Below are 21,977 nucleotides of genomic sequence, written 5' to 3' on the forward strand. Positions count from 1 at the left end.
CATGAAACTCTATCATTGAAAACTACGTGAAGATAACAGAAAGCTTTGCTGTTGGGCCATTTAGGAAAGGCGAGCATGAGTTTACAAGCGTTGATATTGCAAAAACAGTTGGGAGTGCAATTTATGACAGGCTCAGCAGGTATGAAAAGCCTAGAAGTGAATTTAGATCATCCTGGCATGATTTTTAGGACCGAACTCATTTAGGATGCATTCTTCTTAAGGAGTTGATACAACTGGACCTACATAAGAGACCTCGGCGTGTCTATGACCATCCAGCCCCCGAAAGCTCCAATAGCAAATGCAATGATTGATTAACCTCGATGTGCGGAAGCGGGAGTATGTTGATCGAAGTGATAAATATTTTCTATAGTTCTACATTGCTATCTATATACCTACCGGCTAAACTATATTCTATTGCGGAAATCTTTATATCCGCACGGCCTTATCATCCCTTGGTGATACCATGAATAGGGTCTTCGCCCTGACGATTGATAGAGTTCCTCAGTTTGCCGTTATTTCAGGCGGCTGTATCGGGGGCAATAATCCTACACAGATCGTAAAAACCGTGACACAAACCCAAAAGAGACCGTTCCTCAAAAGGAGATCGTTACCGTAACTGCAAAACAAGTTGTGTCATTTTCTTCCTTATACTGACTGAAACAATGGGAGAGGGGTAGGAGATGAAAGTCGGTGTGAACTCATACATAATAAGGGAAATCTCCGGACATGGGTTTTCAGTTGACGAACTTCCAGTTGATGTTGTTGAGCTAGGATTTGACGACACCCCCGTTTTAAGTGAGGAGGGCATAGACTGGGAAGTTCTCCATGGGATTTTGTCGCTTGACATAAACTTCACAATTCACGCTCCATGCTCGGATGGAAAAAACGTTTCCATCGACCTTGGCGTAAACTCAAGGAGAAACATAAGAATCATGGAGAACGTGTTTAAAATAGCCCAGCTCCTTGATGCTCGCTATGTCGTCGTTCACGGAGGAGATATCAGAGAGAGCTACCACAAAGCCTTCATAAACACGAGAAAACAACTTATGGAGATTGCAACCATAGCGGAGGATTATGGGATAAAACTTGTTGTTGAAAACCTCACGGACAACAGGATTGGGGCATTCCCGCATGAGCTTTTGCCGTTCCTTGAAGAAAACGTCTCTGTGTGCTTTGACATTGGACACGCATTTCTTACCTCCATGAAATACGGAATAAACATTAACGAATATTTCCTTTTGCCCGGCATAGAACACGTTCATTTGCATGACAACAACGGTGTGAGGGATGAGCATAAAGCAATGGGTGAAGGCTGCATAAAGTTTGACACTCTTCTCTTCAGAGTGCTTTCACACAAGCCAAAGAACGTTATCTGGGAAATTAGAGATTACTGGATCAAGGAGAACATCTTAAAGAGCATACTTTCGGTTAAAAAAGCTAAACCTATGAAGGTAGGCATATGATGTTTAAGGCAAGTCGACTACGTTGCTTTCCTCAAGTTGGGAGGGACCCGGAAGTTCATAAATGGCTGGCTGTTCTGGTAAGGATTTTAACCTTTTTCGCGAATCTATTCCGGTGAGGCAGATGCCCGAGGAGGCCCTTATAGTTGTTGACATGCAGAGGGATTTCATGCCCGGCGGTGCTCTGCCCGTTCCTGACGGCGACAGGATAATCCCCCGCGTGAACGAGTACATAAGGCGGTTCAGGGAGAAGGGAGCATTGATAGTCGCCACGAGGGACTGGCACCCCGATAACCACATCAGCTTTAGGGAGCTTGGCGGCCCTTGGCCGAGGCACTGTGTTCAAAACACTCCAGGGGCAGAGTTCGTGGTGGAACTTCCGGCCGATGCGGTGATAATATCCAAAGCCACGGAGCCTGACAAGGAGGCCTACTCCGGTTTCGAGGGAACGAACCTCGCCGGGATACTAAAGGAAAAGGGCGTTAGACGCGTCTACATATGCGGCGTTGCCACCGAGTATTGTGTCAAGGCCACAGCCCTCGATGCTGTGAAGCACGGCTTCGAGGTTTACCTACTGAAGGATGCCGTCAAGGGCATTAAGCCTGGGGACGAGGAGATGGCCATAAGGGAAATGGAAGAAGCCGGAGTCAAGATACTTCCTTCCCTTTAAGGCTTTTCCATTCCCTGAGGATTTCTATGGCAACGTTTAGGACTATGGGCCCTATTATGAGGCCCTTCAGCCCGAGGCCCCATGTCCCGCCTATCATCCCTATGAGGACGATTATCTCGTTGAACTTGGCCTCCCTAGCCACTATTCTTGGTCTTATCGTGAAGTCGGGGAGGGGAGATACAAAAATGAAGCCGTAGATGGCGAAGGCAAGGGCAGTGAGAACCCTGCCCGCCCTGAAAAGATAGAATGCTCCGACCACCCATATCATCCATCCCTCGAAAAGGGGCACGAAAGAGAAGAAGACCGTCAGCAGACCGGCGAGGAGGGCTGTAGGCAGGTCGGAAACCCTGAATATTAAGAATCCCAAGGTCATAAGGATTCCCTTGGCGATGTTTAGAAGGAGCCATGCTCTTATGAGGGCTTGGAGCGTTAGGTTGCCCCTCTCAATGATCCTATTAAGGCGTTCGTTCTGGAACCTCAGAAGGTCAACAAGTTCCCTACCCCTAACCAGGAAGAAATAAACGAAGGACAAGTAAACGACGAGCTGGAGCAGGTATTTCGGAATCGAAAAGGTGAAGGATAGGAGGAAGTCCTGCAGCCCTCCCATCATCTGGGTGGTTATCGAGGAGATAGCATCGGAAAGACCAAGGGGGAGCTTAAGGCCACTAACGAGTCTCTCAGCGTCCCTAAGATATTCATAAGCTTCCGAAATGAGGGGTGTGAGCGTGTAGACAAGGAGAAGCAGTGTCCCAATTCCGCAGGAGAGGAGGATAAGGAGGAGAAGGGTCGCCGATGTCTTAGAACCTATTTTCTCCGAGAGGCGAGTGTGGACAGGATAGAGAGCGTAGGCCGTCACAAAGGCAAAAAATAGTGGGGAGAAGAAGGTGCCGATGATTCTGAAAGCCATGTAAAGAATCACAATGCCAATGGCAATCCAAACCACCGTTTCACATTTCATTCAGTGCCCTCCTGAGGGCCCTGATTTCTTTTTCCCCTAGCCTATTCCTGAGCCACCTTTCCTTGTCCCCTGCTAAGTTCTCGTCCTCGATGTCGAGTACAGCCTTCCTTACACCTCCCCTTGGATGCCTGCAGTCTCCTCTATACCTCGGAATCACGTGAACGTGGATATGCTCTACCGTCTGACCTGCTGTCTCGCCGATGTTTATTCCTATGTTAAACCCGTTCGGGGAGAGAACGAGGCTGAGGGCTTTCATCGCGAGCTCGATGCCCCTAATCAGTGCGACTTTTTCTTCCTCCGTGAGGTCGTCGTGATGCGTCACATGCCTCCGAGGAACTACGAGTAGGTGACCCCTGTTTGCTGGATACGAGTCAAGCAGTATCCTTATCAGCTTGTCCTCGTAGAGCAGGACCTCTTCCCGAGGCTTACAAAAAGGACACCCCATGGATTCAGGTTAGGGGCGGTGGTTTAAAACATTGTCCCGCGAAAAGTTTATAAACCTCAACCTTTCCACCAGATACCGGGTTCGGGCAGTAGGGTCCCGCGGTAGCCTAGCCTGGTAGTGGCGGCGGACTGTAGATCCGCAGGTCCCCGGTTCAAATCCGGGCCGCGGGACCACCAGAATTCTGTAAAGGCCTCATTTTTTCACCTCCATAATTGTCACGTTCCCAATCCTGTAAACTGGAGATGCCACGCAACTCATATCAACCTGTCCCCACCGTTCGTATACAAAGGGTTCGATGATGATATACTTAACGCGATATTTTTCAATAACGAGCTTTTTCTCGTTGCAATCCCCTGTAAACAGCTTTTTTAGGTCTTTTCTCCTTTGCTCGTTGTCGAGGAACGTGTTACCATGCCCATACATCGTGGCTATAATTGGCCTTCCGGTTAGCGCATTTAACATCATCCCCGCCTCTTCGCTCGTTGCTATCGTATCATCCCGGCATGTATTGTTCAGTATCCACTCCCTAACCTCTAGGAAGTGCTCCCCCGGAAAATAACGGGAAAAATCCACTCCAGAAACCTTCACAAAAGGATCTTCTCTAATGGAGTTCCAGAAATTCAACGCCCCGGCCACAGGACACAAGAATAGTATGATTAGGAACATCGTCGCCATTTTCCTAGAGGATGCCCCAACGGCGGAGAGACCGTACGCCGCCAAGAGGGTATAAATGTACGGGAGTAAACCGCTGAATCGGGATGACCAGAGTTTTATCCCAAAGGGTTTGAGAAGCTCCGGAGAAAGTCGAGCAACCCATATGAGCCCAATGAATAGAAGCAACGTCGTAACGGCAGTCTCTCTTCTCTTGCTCCAGTTTATCATCGCTAGGCCAAGAAATGGAATGAGGTACAGGGGAGGAAGCAGGCTAATGAGTTTCCTTTCCAGGGTGTCCGTTTCCCAAAACCTGTATATGTCCTCGATGTGAGGAGGTGCTTCGGCATGAATAAGGGCGTTAATAATGAAGGGAGAGAAGATGGCCAACGCTATGAGGAACGTCAACAACGCCCGCTTTTCTCCCTTTAGAATCCCAACCACTATAGGGAGGCCGAGCAGGGGTAGCACGAGCGCGTAGTGTGTCCACATGGCGAGACCCATTAGAATGCCCGATACGATCCATTGCCGCCTGATGAAATAGAGAAGAGACAGTACTCCAAGCAGTGGGGCAAGTTCCTTTGGATTAGGATAAATGTGGGCTGTTAATAGCATTAAGGAGAGGGATGCTGCCGCTATTCCGGCGTTGTCTCCCCAAAGTTCCTTGGCTATGTGGAACATAACTGGTACCATTGAGATTGCCAAAATCGCTTGCAACATGATCATGCTCTTCTCAATTGAGAAGCCAAACACCCATGATATCCCCGCGACGAGGAAATGGTAAAAGAACGGGTACCAGTTCGGGTACACATTGTAAGTCTGATCTAGAAAGGGGTTTCTTCCAAGGGATATCCCCCGAGCTATTGCCGCGTGGACGAGTGTGTCTCCGCCTATAATATATCCCGGTGGTGTTTTCCTTGTAAAGAAGTAGGGAAAAGTAATCAAAATTGCCACTAGGATTATGTAGCAAAGCAGACGCTTCCCATTGATGCCTGTCATATTTCAACCCCACCTCTCTTATTACATTTTTCTTTTGAAAGCCTCGCCCTTTAGGGCGGGGATGCAGAAATTCTAAAACAAGCCCTTTAGCAGGAAAGTGAAAAGTATTAAAGTATTTAAACTCTAAGTGCATACCATACGTTAGAGGGTTCAATATGGAAAGTAGAATACCAAAGTTTGGCTCAACAAGACATGCAAAGCATTTCATAGCTTATCACTTTATATGGATACCCAAATACCGTAGGGATATTCTCATCGGAAAAGTCGCTGAAAGACTAAAGCAAATGCTTAGGGAGTTTGCTGAAGAAATCGGGTGTGAGGTAATTTCTCTCGAAGTAATGCCCGACCACGTGCATGTTTTCCTCAGAGCTAAACCCAACCTCTCACCAGCACAAATCATAAACCACTTGAAAGGGAAGAGTGCAAGAAAACTCTTGCAAGAATTTCCAGAGTTAAGAGCAAAAACGACCAAGGGAAGATTGTGGTCTCGCTCCTATTTCGTAGCCTCAGTTGGATACATAACTGACGAAATTGTTAAACACTACATTGAAACACAATGGGAGCGTGAGTTAAAACGAAAAGAACAGTAACGATTAAACTCCAAGCATCAAAGGAAGTTGAGAGAATCCTCTTTGAGATAGCTGATATTGGAGCAAAAGTCTGGAATGAAGTAAACTACTTAAGAAGACAACAATTCTTCAACCACAAGCCAGTGGATTTTAATAGGACTGAGAAAATCGTTTATGAGAAATACAAGCGTGAGATTGGCTCTGCAACAGTCCAACAAATCTGCAGGAAGAATGTCGAAGCTTGGAAAAGCTTCTTTTCCCTAATCAAAAAGCGGAAAGAACTCCCCAAATTGTTGAAGCCAAAACCACCAAACTACCAAAAAGAGAATGGAAAAAGAAATAATCCTGAGAAACGACCAATACAGGATTGAAGGTAATAAGCTAATTTTGAAGGGTCTTGGAAAATTCAAGAAGCTGGAAGTCCAGTTTAAAGGCAGAATACACTGGAAGGGAAAACAGGGAAGACTTGAAATTATCTACGATGATGTTAAGCGAAAATGGTATGCTCACATTAGTTTTAACGTTAAAGAAAAGCTGTCCAAGAATGGTTGGATTAAAGTCCCAAGAGAACCTTTGGGAGACCTCACGGCTGGAATTGACTTGGGAGTAAACAATTTAATGGCTGTCTATGTCGAGAATGGTGAATCATTCTTAGTTAATGGTAGGCCATTAAAAAGCATTGCTTTTTATTGGCAGAAGAAGATTGCCGAGTATCAGTCTAAAATCAACAAATCAGGCTGTAAAAAGAGTAGAAAACTCAGAAGAATGCACGAGAGAGCAAAACTCCAAGCTAAACACTACATTAACACTGCAGTCAGACAAACTGTTGAAAGGCTTTATCACCTGGGCGTTAGCAGAATTGTCGTGGGGTATCCAAAGGAAATTGCAAGGAATTCACGCAGGGGGAGGAAGCAAAACTTCTTGCTTTCCCATGTTTGGCGTTTTAATACGGTGATAAAACGCTTGAGTGAAGTTCAAGTGTCCCACAGAGGGGCTTGTTTTTAATGCCGACCTTGTTGGAGCGTTTAATATCTTGAAGAAGGTTGTTAGAACGATAACCCCGAGCCCTGAGGGTTTGAAAGCCTTCAGGGTGAGGGGTAATGGGGGCAAGACCGCCCCTGAGGGGTTCAGGGAACCCTCGAAAGGGTTCCTGATGAAGACCCCTCAAACCTCCCCGCCAATGGCGAGGGGTTAACTCGTTGGAACCCTCGCCCTTCAGGCCGGGGAGGAGGTCAGAACTGCCACCACTCCTTTTGAACTTCCTTCACGCCCCTGATTATCCTGAGAGTTTCATAGCTAATATCTCGTGGCTCTTCTATGGGTTCCCCCCTTTCGTAGCCCTCTATAAAGGCAGGGAGTCCCTTCTTGAGGCCCACACCATATCCTCCCTCTAAAACCATTACCACAGAGAAATTCGAGAGCGTGGCCCCAGCATGGTGAAAGAACCTCTCCGTGAGCATGAGGGTAGTCAGGTTCTCTCCTTTGAAGCCGTCAAAGCCCGCCGACACGATGATGACCTTCGGTTTGAGTGCTTCTACAATTGGAAGGACCACTTCGTTCCACGCAAGTATGTAGTTGTCATCCCCGGCGTAGTGGGGCATGGGGATGTTCACCTTACTTCCTTCGGCTCCCTTCCCTCCAATGTCCGCCTCATAACCCGTCCATGGGTATATGTCCCTCTCGTGGATGTCCACGTGAACGACGTTGGAATCCGTCCAGAATATCTCTTGAGTTCCATTGCCGTGGTGGGCGTCGAAGTCTATGACGAGAGCCTTCCCCTTCTCGTCCTTCACCACCCGGGCGGCGGCCGCCGCGTTGTTGAATATGCAGAATCCGAGCGTCGGGGCCCCTAGGGCGCGACCTGACCGACCGGCGTGGTGTCCCGGCGGTCTTGATAGGACGAGATGGAGTCCTCTCTCTTTGGTGCCAAGGAGTGCGGCTTCCCTTGCGGCTCCCATCGCCAGAAGAGCGGCCTCCCAGGTGCCGGGGGAGACGTAAGTGTCCGGATCTATGTACGTGAAGCTCTTCGAGGCCGTTCTAATCGCCTCAACGTATTCGGCAGCATGTATTGATAGCAGCTCCTCCTCCGAAATCGGGTTGGGTTCTTTAACGTTCGCCCACAGTCCTCTCTCCCTAAGAGCTTCTAAAACCAAGGCGAGCCTCCCCGGGTTCTCAGGATGGTAACCTCTTGGCCTGTGATCGAGGAACTTCGGGGAGTAGAATATTGTCGTTGGAATCATTGTCTCCCCAAGGGCCTCTTCATTGCAAGTTTTAAAGCCTTTGAGTAAGCTTTAAAAGATGGGCTGATTAGTATCGGACGGAGCGGGGGTTGCCGAGCCTGGTCAAAGGCGCGGGATTTAGGGTCCCGTCCCGTAGGGGTTCCGGGGTTCAAATCCCCGCCCCCGCACTAACCTTATTAACACCTAGCCCCTATCCTTTCTGGGTGGTTGGATGAAGATAGTCCGCTTCGGTGTTTCTATTCCTGAGGAGCTTCTCCAGAAGTTCGACAAGATAATAAATGAAAAGGGGTACGCCAACAGAAGTGAGGCGATTCGGGATCTGATAAGGGATTTCATCGTAAGGTATGAGTGGGAGAAGGGGGATATGGAGGTTGCAGGAACCATAACGATAGTCTACAATCACGATGAAGCAGACGTCGTCAAGGAGCTTCTCGATCTCCAGCACGAATACTTGGACGAGATAGTTTCCAGTCTCCATGTTCACATGGACGAACACAACTGCCTTGAGGTCGTCGTTGTGAAGGGGAGAGCGAGCAAGATAAAGGAGATAGCTGACAGACTCATAAGCCTGAAGGGAGTTAAGCATGGAAAGCTCGTTATGACGACCACGGGAAGGGAGCTTCTCTGAGCGAAATTTTTATTAACCCGCATTTACTAAAATTTATACGGACCAACAAGGTTTAAATTGATGCGGAGCGAATAAATATTGTTAGGAGGTGGAAAAGGTGGTCGGGATACAGGTTCAGGAAGTTACCACCGACAAGTACGCGAAGATAGATATCAACGCCCCGCTTTCTGAGGCGATTGGAGTAATCGAGAAGGAGGATCCAGATCTCATTCTTGTCTTCGATGGGAACGTTTACAAGGGTGTCCTCACCCAGGACCTTATAATCAGGTCTCACCTTAAGTGGGATCCCACGAAGGCAAAAGTCAGGGACGTTTACAAGCCTGCACCCGTTGTCAAGCCCACGGATGACCTCAGCCATGCCGCCAAGCTCATGCTTGAAACGGATCTCCGCTCCCTGCCCGTTGGAGAGGACAAGGCCAACATAATGGGCATCGTAAGCGACTTCGCCCTGCTTGACAGAGTTGTCGCCGAGGAATTCGGAAAGAGGAAAGTGGAGGAGTTCATGACAAAGGATGTCATAACGCTCTCGCCTGACGACACGGTCGCCAAGGCTCTCGCCGTCATGAGAGACCACTCCATATCGAGGATTCCCATCGTCGACGAGGAAGGTCGCTTAGAGGGTCTTGTGACCCTTCACGACCTGATACTCAGGTTTATAAAGCCTCGTTTCAGGGCCCAAGCGGGGGAGCTCGTAGGGGAGAAGATACCTCCCTTCAGCATGAAACTCAGGGAGGCTATGATCAGGGGTGTCATAACCATAATGCCGGATGCAACCATAAGGGAGGCCGTCGCTACGATGATTGACAATGACATAAACGGCCTCGTCGTCGTTAACGAGGATAACAAGGTTGTTGGTATCATAACGGGCAAGGACTTGTTGCTTCCGATATCCAAGATGGTCGAGAAGGAGGCCCGCTTCTACCTCCAGCTCGGAGGTGATGCAGCCGCCCTGAGCGAGTTCACGAGGGAGAGGATAATAAACGATATAAAGCGCTTCGTTGATGGCTACTCAGATCTCTTAGGCAATGAGGGAATAATATACCTCTACATCCGCAGGTTCAACGAGAAATTCCGTGGTGTCCACCTTTATCAGGCCAGGATGAGGGTCGTTACTGACAAGGGGGTCTTTGTGGCAAGGGGAGAGACTTGGGGAGCCATACAAGCAGTCCACGACGCCATAAGGGCCATAGAGAGGCAGCTTCTCCAGAAGGCGGAGCTTGAGAGAGACATACGCTACGCCAAGAGGTTCATAGAGAAGCTTGAGCTGTGGCGCTGAGCTCCTCTTCCTTTCCCTTCCTGAACAGCTCCTTGGACTTTATGAGCAGGGCCTTGTTCCTTCTCTTTCTTCCCTCTTCAAGGAGTTCAAAGGCTAGGAACTTCATGAGCCGAGCGAACTTCCAGGGATTCCTATTCCTTAAGTCTGAAAAGAGGGTGTAGATGAGGGGAATTGCATCATCGGTGGGTTTAAGGAGAAGCACTCTGTAGGCAAGGAGAATGCGGTCTACGGGTCTCCTAACTTTTTCTAAGTGCTCTTCCCTTCCCAGGAAGAAGAGAAGTCTAGCTAGGGTTCCTCCCCCTATTGTAATCTTTTCTACCAGCTCCTCAGCAGCCTCCACATCTCCCTCCTCGAGGCGGTGAAGACCAATGCTCTCGATAAGGGCCGACCTGAATGGTTCGGGCAAGTTTTCGAAATTTTCTTCTGTTAGCTCAAGGAGCTCCATCTCCAGAGGTTCCAACTCTGGCTCTTTGAGATTAGCCTTCTCGTCCCGCATTTCCACTACGGCGCTTCCCTTCTCCTCTGAGACCGGGAGGATGGTAGCGTCCACGAGAAACCTACCATCCTCGTACTTTATACCCTCGGGAAGGGGCTTAAGGAGCTCAACATCAGCTTCCTCAAGGCCCAGCTCTCCTAAACTTATCTCGATGATGTTCATTTTCTTGAGGGCCTCTGCGAGGGCATCACTGATGCTCCTCAGAGCTTTTTTCTTCATGTATACGTCCACTATCAGCCTAGCACTATCCACGGCATCCTTAAACTTCCCCCTCTTTGAGAGCTCGTAGGCCAGATAGAGAAGGGCCTCATTCCTGAGGGATGGAATTGGAATCGAGCTGGCCAATCTTCTAGCCTCGGCCGGGTTTTTAGAAGCCATTGCTTGCGACAGCCATTTCATGGCATAGGACTTCCAGTAGGGATCGTTTATGTTCTTGGATATCTTGATGGCCTCTTCTAGTTTTCCCCTTTCAATGGCCTCACGAACCTTCGCAAGTTTTTCGATCATCAGAAAAAGGCTCTCCCTTCCTACCTTAAACCTTTCCGCCATCAAACCTTTTAAGCCCGGTTGGTGAGTGTCCCACAGAAAGCGCTCCATGAGGGTGATGCGTATTCTCGTACTCGGCCTCGACATAATCAGCGAGGACCCCAAGAGGTTCGCCGTCGTGAGCTGGTTCAACGGAAAGCTCGAGAAGAAGGGTGAGTTTACCCTATACCGTTTGATACGCTTCATAAGGGCCAAGAGGCCCGACATAGTTGCCATGGACAGCGTTACCGAATTGGGCAATGATCTGAGAAAGTTCTTGCGGGCGTTGCCGGAGGGAACGAAACTTGTTCAGGTCACTGGTAGGCCAGGCGAACAGCGCTCCCTTTGGAGTCTCGCAAGAGAGCACGGCATCAGAATAGGGGACAAGTTTGACCCCTACGAGGAGGCTAAGGTCTGTGCCCTGCTCGCGGCCAAGGGAGTCGGCTATGAGGTCCTCGCTTTTGAGGATGAGGTTATAATAACCGTTACTAGGGGCAGGAGCCAAGGTAAGGGAGGCTGGAGTCAAGATCGCTACAGGAGAAGAGTTTACAGTCTCGTTCAGGCCAAGGTGAGGGAGATAGAGGAAACCCTTCGCAGAGCGGACATTCCTTTTGATCTTGAAACGGAGGAAAGAGACAGAGGAGTCGCGAGGGGTGAGTTCAAGGTCTACGCGAGCAGAGAGGAGTTGGCGGGGCTCGTAAGACCTATGCGTGGCGGGGATGTTGAGGTTAGGATAAGGCCCGTGGAGAGGAAGGTCCTAGAGTTCGTTCCACTGAGGGTTGAGAGGGCAATAGAGGAGAGGAGGAGCATAATAATCGGCCTCGACCCCGGGATAACTGTCGGTATAGCGGCCGTTGATCTAGACGGGAACGTGGTCGCCGTTTACAGTGAAAAAAACATGGCCTTGAGTGAAATAGTTCGCTTCATAAGCGAACTCGGCCATCCGATAATCATAGCGACGGACGTGAACCCACCGCCGGGCCTCGTGGAGAAGATGGCCCGCTCCTTCAAGGCCCAGCTCTTCGTTCCAAGGGAGAGTCTGAAGGTTGAGGAAAAGAACGAGTTACTTAGGAGCTTGGGCATAACCGTGGAGGACGACCACCAGCGCGATGCTTTGGCTGCTGCCTACAAGGCATATCTCCGCTATAAGCCGAAGTTTGAGCACATAGAGGCAAGACTCAAGGAGCTGGGCCTCTGGAAGAAGAGGAATGAAATAAAGGCCCTCGTTCTGAGCGGCTACAACCTTGGCGAGGCCATAATGAAGGTTAAGATGGCCGAGAGGCCGAAGGAAGATGTTAAGGAGAAACACGAGCCCGAGGTGGACGTAACGCCCTATCTCGAGAGAATAAGAGAACTTGAGAGGACCATCGAGATTTTGGAGAGGGAGAACGCCGAGCTCAGGAGCCTCGTGGAAAAGCAGAGGAAGAGGATAGAGAGGCTTGAGGAGATGCTGAGGGAATTCGACGAAAAGGTTAGGGCGAAGATCATAAGGGAGAAGGAAATTCAGGCGAGAGACAGGAGAATAGCCCAGCTAGAGGAGAAGCTCAGAGAGGCGAGGGAGATGGTAGAGAAGCTCAGCAGGGACTTAGCGCTCACGAAGAGGATGCGCCTCATGGAGCTCCGGGGAAAGGTCATCCCAGTTAAGGTCATTGAGAACTTGACCTGGAAAGAGATAGAGGAGCTCGAAGGCAATGTGGGAATAAAGAAGGGTGATGTCCTCTACGTGCTGAATCCAGCAGGTGCGGGGAGGAGCATTGGGGAACATCTGGCCGCGAAGAGAATTAAGGCCCTGATAACCGTAAAAGAACTTCCCGTTCCCGTTTATGAGGCTTTGAGGGAAAGGAAAATTCCAGTCCTCCTCGAAGGGGAGATTGAGGTTAAGAGAGTTGATGAGTTTGCCGTAGTCGAGAGGAATGCCCTTGAGGAGGCCGTGAGGAGAAAGCTCGAGGAATGGGCGGAGGAAGAGAAGGAGAGGGAGCTCGAGAGCGTGCTTAGAGTAATAGAGGAATACAAAGTCGAGAGGATTAAGGAGCTTATTAGGAGGGTGGAGGAAGGAAGATGATCCTGATAATAGCCGAGAAGCCCAACGTCGCCCGCAAGATAGCCTCGGCCCTCGCCGAAGGTAGACCTGTGAAGAAATCAATCTACGGCGTTCCCTACTACGAGCTGACAAGGGACGGGAAAAGGCTCATAGTGGCCCCCGCAGTGGGCCATCTCTACGGCCTCGCCCCAAAGCGGGACTTCTTTGGCTATCCAATATTCGATATCGAGTGGGTGCCCGTTTACGTTGCGGAGAAAGGGAAGGAGTACGCGAAGGATTATATCAAGGCTCTTTCTGTTCTCGCGAAGAGGGCGAAAGAGTTTGTCGTGGCCACGGATTACGATACGGAGGGCGAGGTCATAGGCTACACCGCACTAAAATATGCCTGTGGCGTCGACCCCAGGAAAGCCAAGCGCATGAAGTTCTCTGCCCTTACAAAAAGGGATCTTCTTAAGGCGTGGTATAACCTTGAGCCGACAATAAACTTTGGAATGGCGGGGGCTGGAATAGCTCGTCACGTCCTCGACTGGTACTGGGGAGTGAACCTCTCCCGGGCGCTAACGCACGCGATCAAAAGGGCCAGCGGAAAGTGGGTAGTCCTCTCAACCGGTAGAGTTCAGGGACCGACGCTAAAGTTCCTAGTGGACAGGGAAAGGGAGATTCAGAACTTTGTGCCCAAGCCTTACTGGATCATCAAGCTCATCCTCGAGAAGAATGGGCGGAAGCTGACGGCCACGTACGAGAAGGACAAGGTCTGGGACGAGGAGGAAGCCAAGAGAATAGTTCAGGAGGCCCGGAAAGGATATGCGATCGTCGAGAACATCGATGTTAGGAGGCTCCAAAGGAATCCCCCCGTCCCCTTTGACCTTGGAACTCTACAGAGGGAAGCCTACTCGGCCTTCGGTTACTCTCCTAAGAAGACCCTCGACATAGCGCAGAGCCTGTATGAAAAAGGATACTGCCTCCATCCGGATTCCCTAATACCCACCCCGGACGGGATTAAGAAGATAGCCGAACTACCCAAAGAGGGAGAAGTGCTTGCACTCGACTTTAACCTGAAGCTTTCGAGGGCTAGATACCGCCTCCTCGAGCGTGATGCAGACGAACTTATGTACAAGGTTACCCTGGGTGACAGAACCGAGCTTTATCTGACCGCCGACCATCCGGTGCTCGTTTGCCGTGACGATAAGCTCATTTTTGTCCCAGCGGAAGAATTGAAGGAGAGCGACCAGGTCGTTCTCGTGATTGCAAGAGAAGGCTTTAAAGGTAGAGAAAATCCGCCAACACTTCTTGACTTCCTCTTAGAAAACGCCCGCACGATGAAGGACTACATCCTGTACGACCCCGAATTCGGAAAGGATCTCAGGAGGAGGCTCAAGGAAAGGGGTTTGAAGGTTGAGGTGATGGCAGAATTCAACATACGGGAGTCAACGTATTACAACTACCTCCGCGGCAAGATGCCCGTGCCAATCGCGAAGTTCCTGCTTGACAAAGGAGTTATTTCTCGGGAGGAACTCAGAAGTGTGTTTAGAGGCTTTGCCTACAGCACATCTCTCTCCCCAATCAGCTTCGAGTTCAGCGAGGAGTTCTGGTATCTGTACGGTTTTGTTGTCGGTAGCAGTTATACCGTAAAGAATGGCGCATTAGTGATATCCGCAAAGGAAAGGGAAGAGGACATCGTGAGAGCCATCAGGGAGGTCGCCAATTCCCTAGGAGTGCCATTCAGGTACGATGCAAAGTATAAGCTCATAATTATCCGCAGTAAGTCCCTGACAAGGCTCTTTGAACTGCTCGGTTGCTCATATGGGAACAAGACGAGAACATTTAGAATCCAGGGTATTGTTGTATCAAGACCTGGGTGGATAGCGGCTTTCCTTGCAGGCTACTGTGACGCTGATGCCCATATAAGAGTTAAGCCCACTGGAAGCAGAAAGTCGCTCTCGCCCCAGATAGTGCTGACGTCGAAGAACAAGGAAGTAATCTATACCATCAAGCTGATGTGGCAGCTCTTGGGTGTCAGGACTTATCTGCTGGAGAAAAAAGATAAAAACGGAGTCGTGTACGAGTTGAAAGTTTATCCCAAAGATGTTCCCAGGTTTTACGAAGTTCTGAGGAGCTTTCTCATAGTCAAGCGGAAAGACCTCGAAAGGGTTATTGAAATAGTGGCAGGTAAGCGTGCGATAAACATCGAGGAAACAGCCATTCCCCTGACCGATGAAGACCTGAGGAGAATCGCCACGGGAGACGTTTACCTTCTGAAGGTAAATGGCATTGAGAAGTTCCGCTACCGTGGTAAGGTGTATGACCTCGTTGTGGAAGACTATCACAACTTCATCGCCAACGGCGTTGTTGTTCACAACTGCTCATATCCAAGAACCTCGTCCCAGAAACTTCCAAAGAACCTCAACTTCGGGGCTATCCTTCAGGGGCTCTCCAAGCTTCCCGAATACAGGCCCTTCGCCCACATGCTTCTTGGCAAGGAAGTCTTGAAGCCCGTGGAGGGCAAGAAGGAAGATCCCGCTCATCCGGCTATATACCCCACGGGTGAGGTGCCAAAGCCGGGGGAGCTGACGAAGGATGAGCAGAACCTCTACGACCTGATAGTGCGCAGGTTCTTGGCCCTCTTTATGGAGCCGGCTGTGAGGGAGAGCGTGAAGGTTACGATTAAGGCAGGTTCCCACCGCTTCATCCTGAGCGGTGCCAGGACCGTTAAGGAGGGTTGGCTGAGGGTTTACGGAAAGTACGTCAAGTTCGATGAGGTTCTCTTGCCGGGTTTCAGGAGAGGCGAGCCTGTTAGGGTCCTTCAGGTGAAGAGGGAGAAGAAGAAGACTAAACCGCCCGCCCGCTACTCACCTGCGGCTGTGATTAAGAAGATGGAGGACCTCGGCCTCGGAACCAAGGCTACGAGAGCCCAGATACTTGAAACTCTCTACCAGAGGGGCTATATAGAGGGGAAGAAGAGCATCAAGGTGACGCCCCTCGGCATGAAGGTAGTGGAGACCCTGGAGAAACACGTGCCCGAAATAGTGAGCGTCGAGCTTACGAGGGAGTTCGAGGAAAAGATGGAACTCATAATGAATGGCAAGCTCACGAAGGAGGCCGTTATAGAGGAGGCGAAGGAGCGGCTGCTGAAAATCCTGGAGGAGTTCAAGAGGAAGGAGCTGGAGATAGGCAGGGAGCTCGCCAAAATAGTTATAGGAGAAGACCTCGTGGAGGATAAGAGAGAGGACATCGTCGTGGTGGGCAAGTGCCCCAAGTGCGGCGGCGACCTCGTCGTGAAGTATAACAGGAAGACTGGAAAGAGGTTCGTCGGATGCTCCAACTGGCCGAAGTGCGATGTTACCTATCCTATACTCCAGCGGGGCGAGATAATCCCGACGAATAAGACCTGCTGTGACGGCACTCCCATCGTTATAATCAGGGAGGAGGACGGGAGAGAGTATGAGATATGCCTTGATATAAGGTGCAGGAAGGGGAAGGGGAGGTGATTTTGTGTCCCTTGAGGAGCTCTACCGTTATCTGAGATGGAGGATGGACCCTGAGGATGAAAGGGCTGTGGAGAGGTTCCGGCGGATAGTGAAGTTCTTTGAGTCCTTGCCGGACCTTCCGGGGGGTGGCAGGGTCCTGGACATCTGCGCTGGCACCGGAATAGCGGGGGCCGCTGTTGCGAAGGCCACGGGTGCGAAGCTTCTTACGGTGCTGGACGCCAGAAGGGAAGACCTTGAAAAAGTGAGCGCCTGGGTGGACATCGCGGAGATAGGGCCGGATGTTAGAAAGGTCATCGGGGATGCCCGGAACGTTGCAGAGCTCGTGGGGAAGCATGACATCGCAGTTCTCTGGGGTCTCACGATGCCTCATTTTGATCCCTTCGATGCCGTAAAGCTCTTCGCGGGCGTCGCCTCCATTCTCTCAGATAATGGTGTCTTCCTCATCGAGGAAACTGACAGGGTATACGGTATCCTCTATCGCATCGGCTACAAGGACATGCTGATAGAGGCAAAGGGAGGGGACTACACGCTAATCTCGCTTCATGAGGGCTATAACATTATGAGGGGAATGTTCAGGCGGACATATTACAAGCTTCCGGGCTTTGATAAGGTTGCGGAGCAGGAGTTCAGGCTCTGGGACATAGCTTCACAGCTGGCCATCGGGAGCGTGTTCTTCAGAGAATGGAGACTTATAGGCAGGGAAGAGCACGGAGTTGTTGGCGTTTCGGATGTGCTATACTTCAGGGGGCCGAGAAAGGACGTTGCAAAGGCTGTGCTCGGAGACAAATGACGTGGGCTGGCGGGCCGGGCGGGATTTGAACCCGCGACCTCCGGCTCCGGAGGCCGGCGTTCTATCCTGGCTAAACTACCGGCCCTCCCGGGAAGTACTCTGGTCTTCCTCTTAAAACGCTTTTGCCATACCCCTATAAAGGTGGTGTTCCTCACTATCATGGGTGGTCTCATGGTTAGGGTGGCCATTATAGGAGGTTCCGGCGTCTATGGATTCCCCGTAGAAGAGCCGAAGGATGTGACTGTGGAAACCCCCTACGGGCCCGTTAAGCTCAGGGTCGGGCTTTTGGACGGGGAAGAAGTTGCTTTCCTCGCAAGGCATGGCGAGGGGCACAGCGTTCCTCCCCACAAGATTAACTATCGGGCCAACATCTGGGCACTCCACGAGCTGGGCGTGGAAAGAATAATAGCAACGTCGGCGGTGGGTTCAATGAACCCTGAAATGAAACCAGGGGACTTCGTAATTCTCGACCAGCTCATGGACTTCACAGTTTCAAGACCGAGAACCTTCTACGATGGGGAGGAAAGTCCGCATGAGTGGAAGTTCGTTGCCCACGTTGACTTCACGGAGCCTTACTGCCCCGAGATAAGGGAGGCTCTAATAAGGGCGGCAAGGGAGCTGGGCTTGTCTTATCACCCACGGGGGACCTACGTCTGCACGGAAGGCCCACGCTTTGAGACGAGAGCAGAGATAAGGGCCTACCGCATTTTGGGTGGTGACGTCGTGGGCATGACCCAATGTCCCGAGGCTGTTCTCGCGAGGGAGCTGGAGATGTGTTACGCCTCCGTAGCCATAGTGACAAACTTCGCGGCCGGCATGAGCGGCAGGAAGCTGACCCACACCGAGGTCGTGGAACTGATGGGGAAGAAGGGGGAAGAGATAGTTCGCCTCATAACGAGAGCCATATCTTACATACCGAAGGAGAGAGGGTGTCCCTGCAAGGATGCCCTCAAGGGTGCCACCGGGTAAATCCATTGACATTTTTTTGTCTAATAAACCTTAAAAATGCCCGAGCAATTGACATGACAAAAGCTAAGGAGGTGCAGGAATGGGATGGTTTGAGAAGTATTTCGAGTTCGAGAAGTATGGCACTGACATGAAGACAGAGATCTTAGCCGGTGTAACAACTTTCATGACTATGGCGTACATTCTCTTCGTGAACCCGGAGATACTCAGCACCGCCATGGGTCCCGAGGCTAGGGAGGCCCTTGTAGCTGTCACGGCCCTTGCGGCGGGCTTCTCGACGATAATGATGGGTATTTACGCCAAAAAGCCCTTTGCCCTTGCGCCAGGAATGGGTCTAAACGCATACTTCGCCTTCACGGTTGCGCCTAAGTTTGGGTGGCAGGTGGCCCTTGCGGCCGTCTTCGTCGAGGGCATAATCTTCATAATCCTCTCCTTGACGAAAGTCAGGAGTGCCATAATCCACGCCATACCCCTCAGCCAGAAGTACGCTATCGGAGCAGGCATAGGCCTCTTTCTGACCCTCATAGGGCTCTCGAATGTTGGGGTCATCACGAGTGGGCCAACTATACTGGCCCTCAATGCCGGTAACCTCGCCACCAAGCCGGTGCTCCTCTTCTTCTTCGGGCTGTTCTTCGCCGCCGTCCTTATTGCACTCCGAATCAAAGGAGCTCTCTTGATATCAATACTCGTCACCAGCATCTTGGGATGGTTAACGGGAGCTGCCCCCTGGCCTGAGAAGCTCTTCTCCTGGCCCGACATAAGCTACACCTTCCTGAAGCTTGACCTCCAGGGACTCCTCAACGTCGGTGCTTTCGGTGCTATCTTCGCGTTCTTCATGGTCGACTTCTTCGACACCCTAGGAACCGTCACGGGTCTTAGTGCCAAGGCCGGGTTCCTGACTAAGGAAGGCAAGATACCCGACGCCGACAAAGTCCTCCTCACGGACGCCGTTGGTACAACAATGGGTGCTCTCCTTGGAACATCCACCGTGACCACATACATCGAGAGCGCCGCTGGCATTGAGGAGGGTGGAAGAACGGGCATGACTGCCCTCGTGACGGGCTTCCTGTTTCTCGCGCTCGGCCTCTTCATAGGGCCGCTTGCCGGCTCCATTCCGGGCTTTGCTACCGCACCGGCCCTCGTCATCGTCGGTTACTACATGCTCAGTGCCATAAAAGAGGTTGACTTCACAGACCCGACGGAGGCCATTCCGGCCTTCCTCGTCCTCATAACGATACCCTTTACGTACTCAATAGCCGACGGAATAGGCATGGGCTTCATAAGCTACACGATAATCAAGGTCTTCAGCGGCCGCTGGAAGGAGGTCCATCCGCTAATGTACATACTGGCCATCATCTTCGTCCTCTACTTCGCTTACCTTGGCGGCCTCTTCTGATCTATATTTTTTCAGAAACTGCTTCAGAACGTAAGGACAGTTCTCTTGGATGTATTCGATGAACTCCTTAATCCTCTGGAGGGTTATCTCGTGAACGTAGTGCTCGAACTGGCATGCGTCCTCCTCGGCGATATCCGTCGGTATTCCAAGGACGTCAGTGAAGAACTGTGTGAGGAGAAGATGCTTTAAGTGGGTTTTCTCCGCTATTCTCTTGCCCTCCTCTGTGAGGAGTATCCTGTCGTACTTCTCATATTGAACAAGTCCCTTCTGGCTAAGCTTCTTTAGGGCATCTACAACGCTCGGAGGTCTCACTTTCAATATCTTTGCTATGTCCTTGACTCTTATCACGCCCTTGTCCTTCTGGAGAAGGTACATGACCTCGAGGTACTCTTCCTCCCTCTTTGATATTTTCAACTCTACCACCTGGAATTAGATTCACCTAACCAATTTAATTGCTTTTTGGTGAGGAAAGCTCTAAAATTCAGGCCCCTAACTGGATACGATGGACGAGGTGCTGGACCTGCTCAGGGCGGTGAAAGTATTTCCTCGGCTGAACCCCAGAAGGAGGGTTCAGAAGTTCTTCGAAGAGCTTAGGGGAGACTATGTTCAAATATATGGATTCTTGCTCCTAAGGAGACCTCCCTGCCCTGGCCAAGAGGATATCGAGTACCTTATCTCTCCCCTCTCCCCGGGCGAGCTCGAAAGATCAGATTTCAGGGGCTACGCCGTCGTGAGGATAGGCAGCAAAACAATCATTAAGGGACTTCTGAAGAGCGGGCACTATGTGATCGTGAGGGGAAGGGTAGAGCCGTATCCCTGCGGCAATATGAGGGTCATAGTGGCGGAGGAGATAGCTCCGGCGGATTATGCCCATTACTGGGCTCTCGAAGAATATGCTCTGTCCAAGGGTGAGATCGAGGATCTCATATCGAGAACCTTCTACGCGACGAGGCAAGTGGAAGAAGCCCTCACGTACTCTCTTTTCGGCGGGCCGGAGATATTGGGGAACCCCCTAGGATGGAGGGAGGGATTCACATTTTCTGTCCTCAAGGACGATGAAAGGGTAGTGAAGTCCATTCACGAGTTCACGAGTCGCTTCCTCGCCCTCCTTCCCAGGGAGCTTAGGTTGGAGAAAGCTGGGAAGTGGAAGATAGAAGACGAGGGCCTTGGTTTAGATTTCACGCTCTTCGACCCGAACACTTCCCTGAAATACTACTCTCCCACTCCTAACCTCCTGAGGAGGGCTATCCCCGTTCCAAAGTGGGCTATGAACATTTTCGCTCGAAAGGCTGCGATTTTCCTAATCTCTAAGCTTGCAAGGCCGAGTCCAAGGGATTACCTCGCTTCCCTTTCCGAGACACCCTTCATACTCAACGAGCCGGTTGCCTTCGAAATGCATGAGCTCGAGGAGCTCTGGCCTAACCTGGTGGCGACGATATTTATGGGCCGGGTGAAAATTGGGACACTTAATCCACTCAGAGAGGAAGTTGAGGAGTTCAGAAAAGCCTTCGAGAGGTGGCTTTGGAGAAATAGGGAGGAGTATGGGGAGATATTGGATGCCCTGCTCGTCAAGAACAGCCTTCTTGACGTTGGGCGGAGGTACGTCCTTTCCCTTCACGTCCTCGGTTCAATGAGTCGGATAGAGGGAAGGCTCAGGGGGGCCTTTGTAAGGAGGGTGCTGGCGATAGAACAGGAAATTCTCGATACGTGGATCAACGAGGTTCCAAGAGAAGAGCTTATATCACTTCTCAGGGACCACAGAAGATACGTTGGCGAAGATAGAAGGGCCTCGATAGCCCTTAGGGTGTTCCTCGACCTTGAAGCGACGTCAGTTGATGGAACCGTGACCAGAGAAGAGTTCGTAGAGGCTCTTTTGGAGAGGGGCTTATCCAAGGAGGATGCTGAGATTCTAATCGAGAGGCTCAAGGCTGACGGCTACATATACGAGCCAATCCTAGGAAGGCTCAGGATGGTGAGGCCAGAATGAGGAGGGACTGGGAAAAGAGGGAGAAAAAAAGGATAGCTCTTGAGAGAATAGAAACGCTGTTCACAATGGCCGAACGGGTTTTTCCCTATGACAGGGAGCTAGCGAGAAGGTACGTGGAGATAGCGCTCGCGGTTCAGCAGAAGGCGAAGGTTAGGATGCCCAGAAAGTGGAAGAGAAGGTACTGTAAGAGGTGTCATGCCTTCCTCGTTCCCGGCATCAACGCTCGAGTAAGGCTCAGGGAAAGACGAATGCCCCACGTTGTGATAACATGTCTGGAGTGTGGTCATATGATGCGTTATCCCTATTTAAGGGAGCAGAAGGCCAGGAGGAGACAACGGCAGGAAGAAGGTAGGCGAAAAACTTAAAGCCCGCTTAATATATTATAGTTAACG

18 protein-coding genes, 3 tRNA genes and 2 pseudogenes are annotated in these 21,977 nt (G+C 50.8%); 16 read left to right on the plus strand and 7 right to left on the minus strand.

The genetic code is table 11. The features are described from left to right. Positions 1-14 precede the first annotated feature (14 nt). The 3 genes and pseudogenes from PYCH_RS09565 to PYCH_RS02255 form a co-directional block, all read left to right on the plus strand. Positions 15-312: pseudogene (locus tag PYCH_RS09565) on the plus strand (THUMP domain-containing protein); the annotation flags it as partial. A gap of 368 nt (positions 313-680) precedes the next feature. Then, on the plus strand, positions 681-1,463 hold the full coding sequence (locus PYCH_RS02250; protein ID WP_013905206.1) for a sugar phosphate isomerase/epimerase family protein: 783 nt from the start codon (positions 681-683) through the stop codon (positions 1,461-1,463). Positions 1,464-1,584: 121 nt separating this feature from the next. Continuing rightward, complete coding sequence (locus tag PYCH_RS02255; RefSeq protein WP_013905207.1) at positions 1,585-2,130, plus strand: nicotinamidase; 546 nt, start codon at positions 1,585-1,587, stop codon at positions 2,128-2,130. Here PYCH_RS02255 and PYCH_RS02260 read toward each other — a convergent pair. After that, positions 2,108-3,088 (minus strand): AI-2E family transporter, encoded by a 981-nt coding sequence (locus PYCH_RS02260; protein ID WP_013905208.1) that lies wholly within the window; start codon positions 3,086-3,088, stop codon positions 2,108-2,110. The genes PYCH_RS02255 and PYCH_RS02260 overlap by 23 nt on opposite strands. Further along, entirely contained in the window at positions 3,078-3,533 is a 456-nt protein-coding gene (locus PYCH_RS02265) for an HIT family protein (RefSeq protein ID WP_048058164.1), read from the minus strand. The genes PYCH_RS02260 and PYCH_RS02265 overlap by 11 nt, the downstream gene beginning before the upstream one ends. Positions 3,534-3,628: 95 nt before the next feature. On the opposite strand from PYCH_RS02265, the gene PYCH_RS02270 reads away from it, so the two are divergent. Continuing rightward, positions 3,629-3,706: transfer RNA gene (locus PYCH_RS02270), tRNA-Tyr, on the plus strand. 19 nt (positions 3,707-3,725) lie between these two features. Here PYCH_RS02270 and PYCH_RS02275 read toward each other — a convergent pair. Further along, complete coding sequence (locus PYCH_RS02275; RefSeq protein WP_013905210.1) at positions 3,726-5,183, minus strand: glycosyltransferase family 39 protein; 1,458 nt, start codon at positions 5,181-5,183, stop codon at positions 3,726-3,728. Positions 5,184-5,338: 155 nt separating this feature from the next. Here PYCH_RS02275 and tnpA point away from each other — a divergent pair, with 155 nt between their 5' ends. Continuing rightward, a complete protein-coding gene (gene tnpA / locus PYCH_RS02280) occupies positions 5,339-5,773 on the plus strand; it encodes an IS200/IS605 family transposase (protein ID WP_013905211.1) in 435 nt (144 codons plus the stop codon). Between the two features lie 35 nt (positions 5,774-5,808). After that, positions 5,809-6,947 (plus strand): annotated as a pseudogene (locus PYCH_RS02285) (RNA-guided endonuclease InsQ/TnpB family protein). 37 nt (positions 6,948-6,984) lie between these two features. Here the strand turns inward: PYCH_RS02285 and PYCH_RS02290 are convergent. Continuing rightward, complete coding sequence (locus PYCH_RS02290; protein ID WP_013905214.1) at positions 6,985-7,992, minus strand: histone deacetylase family protein; 1,008 nt, start codon at positions 7,990-7,992, stop codon at positions 6,985-6,987. An 82-nt stretch (positions 7,993-8,074) separates the two neighbouring features. Between PYCH_RS02290 and PYCH_RS02295 the strand changes: the two genes are divergently transcribed. The 3 genes from PYCH_RS02295 (at position 8,075) to PYCH_RS02305 (ending at position 9,896) form a co-directional block, all read left to right on the plus strand. After that, positions 8,075-8,159, plus strand: a tRNA-Leu gene (locus PYCH_RS02295). Positions 8,160-8,203: 44 nt separating this feature from the next. Then, on the plus strand, positions 8,204-8,620 hold the full coding sequence (nikR, locus tag PYCH_RS02300) for a nickel-responsive transcriptional regulator NikR (RefSeq protein WP_013905215.1): 417 nt from the start codon (positions 8,204-8,206) through the stop codon (positions 8,618-8,620). A 97-nt stretch (positions 8,621-8,717) separates the two neighbouring features. After that, entirely contained in the window at positions 8,718-9,896 is a 1,179-nt protein-coding gene (locus PYCH_RS02305; RefSeq protein ID WP_013905216.1) for a CBS domain-containing protein, read from the plus strand. Here PYCH_RS02305 and PYCH_RS02310 read toward each other — a convergent pair. Further along, on the minus strand, positions 9,868-10,899 hold the full coding sequence (locus PYCH_RS02310; RefSeq protein ID WP_048058346.1) for a hypothetical protein: 1,032 nt from the start codon (positions 10,897-10,899) through the stop codon (positions 9,868-9,870). The two genes, PYCH_RS02305 and PYCH_RS02310, sit on opposite strands and share 29 nt — an antisense overlap. Before the next feature lie 97 nt (positions 10,900-10,996). Here PYCH_RS02310 and PYCH_RS02315 point away from each other — a divergent pair, with 97 nt between their 5' ends. From PYCH_RS02315 to PYCH_RS02325, 3 genes are read left to right on the plus strand one after another with little or no spacing between them, the layout of a single operon-like run. Further along, positions 10,997-12,979: a DUF460 domain-containing protein gene (locus PYCH_RS02315; RefSeq protein WP_048058347.1), complete on the plus strand. Its 1,983-nt coding sequence runs from the start codon at positions 10,997-10,999 to the stop codon at positions 12,977-12,979. Next, positions 12,976-16,446 carry a DNA topoisomerase I gene (gene topA, locus PYCH_RS02320; RefSeq protein WP_013905219.1) on the plus strand — a complete coding sequence of 1,157 codons (3,471 nt, stop codon included), beginning with the start codon at positions 12,976-12,978 and terminating at the stop codon, positions 16,444-16,446. Before PYCH_RS02315 ends, topA begins: the two co-directional genes overlap by 4 nt. Positions 16,447-16,450: 4 nt before the next feature. Continuing rightward, on the plus strand, positions 16,451-17,236 hold the full coding sequence (locus PYCH_RS02325) for a class I SAM-dependent methyltransferase (RefSeq protein ID WP_013905220.1): 786 nt from the start codon (positions 16,451-16,453) through the stop codon (positions 17,234-17,236). A 7-nt stretch (positions 17,237-17,243) separates the two neighbouring features. Here PYCH_RS02325 and PYCH_RS02330 read toward each other — a convergent pair. Further along, positions 17,244-17,321: transfer RNA gene (locus tag PYCH_RS02330), tRNA-Arg, on the minus strand. 86 nt (positions 17,322-17,407) lie between these two features. On the opposite strand from PYCH_RS02330, the gene mtnP reads away from it, so the two are divergent. Together mtnP and PYCH_RS02340 are read left to right on the plus strand one after the other, a co-directional pair. Beyond that, positions 17,408-18,205 carry an S-methyl-5'-thioadenosine phosphorylase gene (gene mtnP / locus PYCH_RS02335; protein WP_048058165.1) on the plus strand — a complete coding sequence of 266 codons (798 nt, stop codon included), beginning with the start codon at positions 17,408-17,410 and terminating at the stop codon, positions 18,203-18,205. 79 nt (positions 18,206-18,284) lie between these two features. Next, a complete protein-coding gene (locus PYCH_RS02340; protein ID WP_013905222.1) occupies positions 18,285-19,598 on the plus strand; it encodes an NCS2 family permease in 1,314 nt (437 codons plus the stop codon). Here PYCH_RS02340 and PYCH_RS02345 read toward each other — a convergent pair. Then, positions 19,536-20,012 carry a metal-dependent transcriptional regulator gene (locus PYCH_RS02345; protein ID WP_048058166.1) on the minus strand — a complete coding sequence of 159 codons (477 nt, stop codon included), beginning with the start codon at positions 20,010-20,012 and terminating at the stop codon, positions 19,536-19,538. The two genes, PYCH_RS02340 and PYCH_RS02345, sit on opposite strands and share 63 nt — an antisense overlap. 88 nt (positions 20,013-20,100) lie before the next feature. Between PYCH_RS02345 and PYCH_RS02350 the strand changes: the two genes are divergently transcribed. Next, positions 20,101-21,585: a hypothetical protein gene (locus PYCH_RS02350; RefSeq protein ID WP_013905223.1), complete on the plus strand. Its 1,485-nt coding sequence runs from the start codon at positions 20,101-20,103 to the stop codon at positions 21,583-21,585. Then, a complete protein-coding gene (locus PYCH_RS02355) occupies positions 21,582-21,950 on the plus strand; it encodes a ribonuclease P protein component 4 (protein WP_013905224.1) in 369 nt (122 codons plus the stop codon). The genes PYCH_RS02350 and PYCH_RS02355 overlap by 4 nt, the downstream gene beginning before the upstream one ends. Positions 21,951-21,977: the final 27 nt, after the last annotated feature.

The organism is Pyrococcus yayanosii CH1 (assembly GCF_000215995.1).
Lineage (GTDB): Archaea > Methanobacteriota_B > Thermococci > Thermococcales > Thermococcaceae > Pyrococcus > Pyrococcus yayanosii.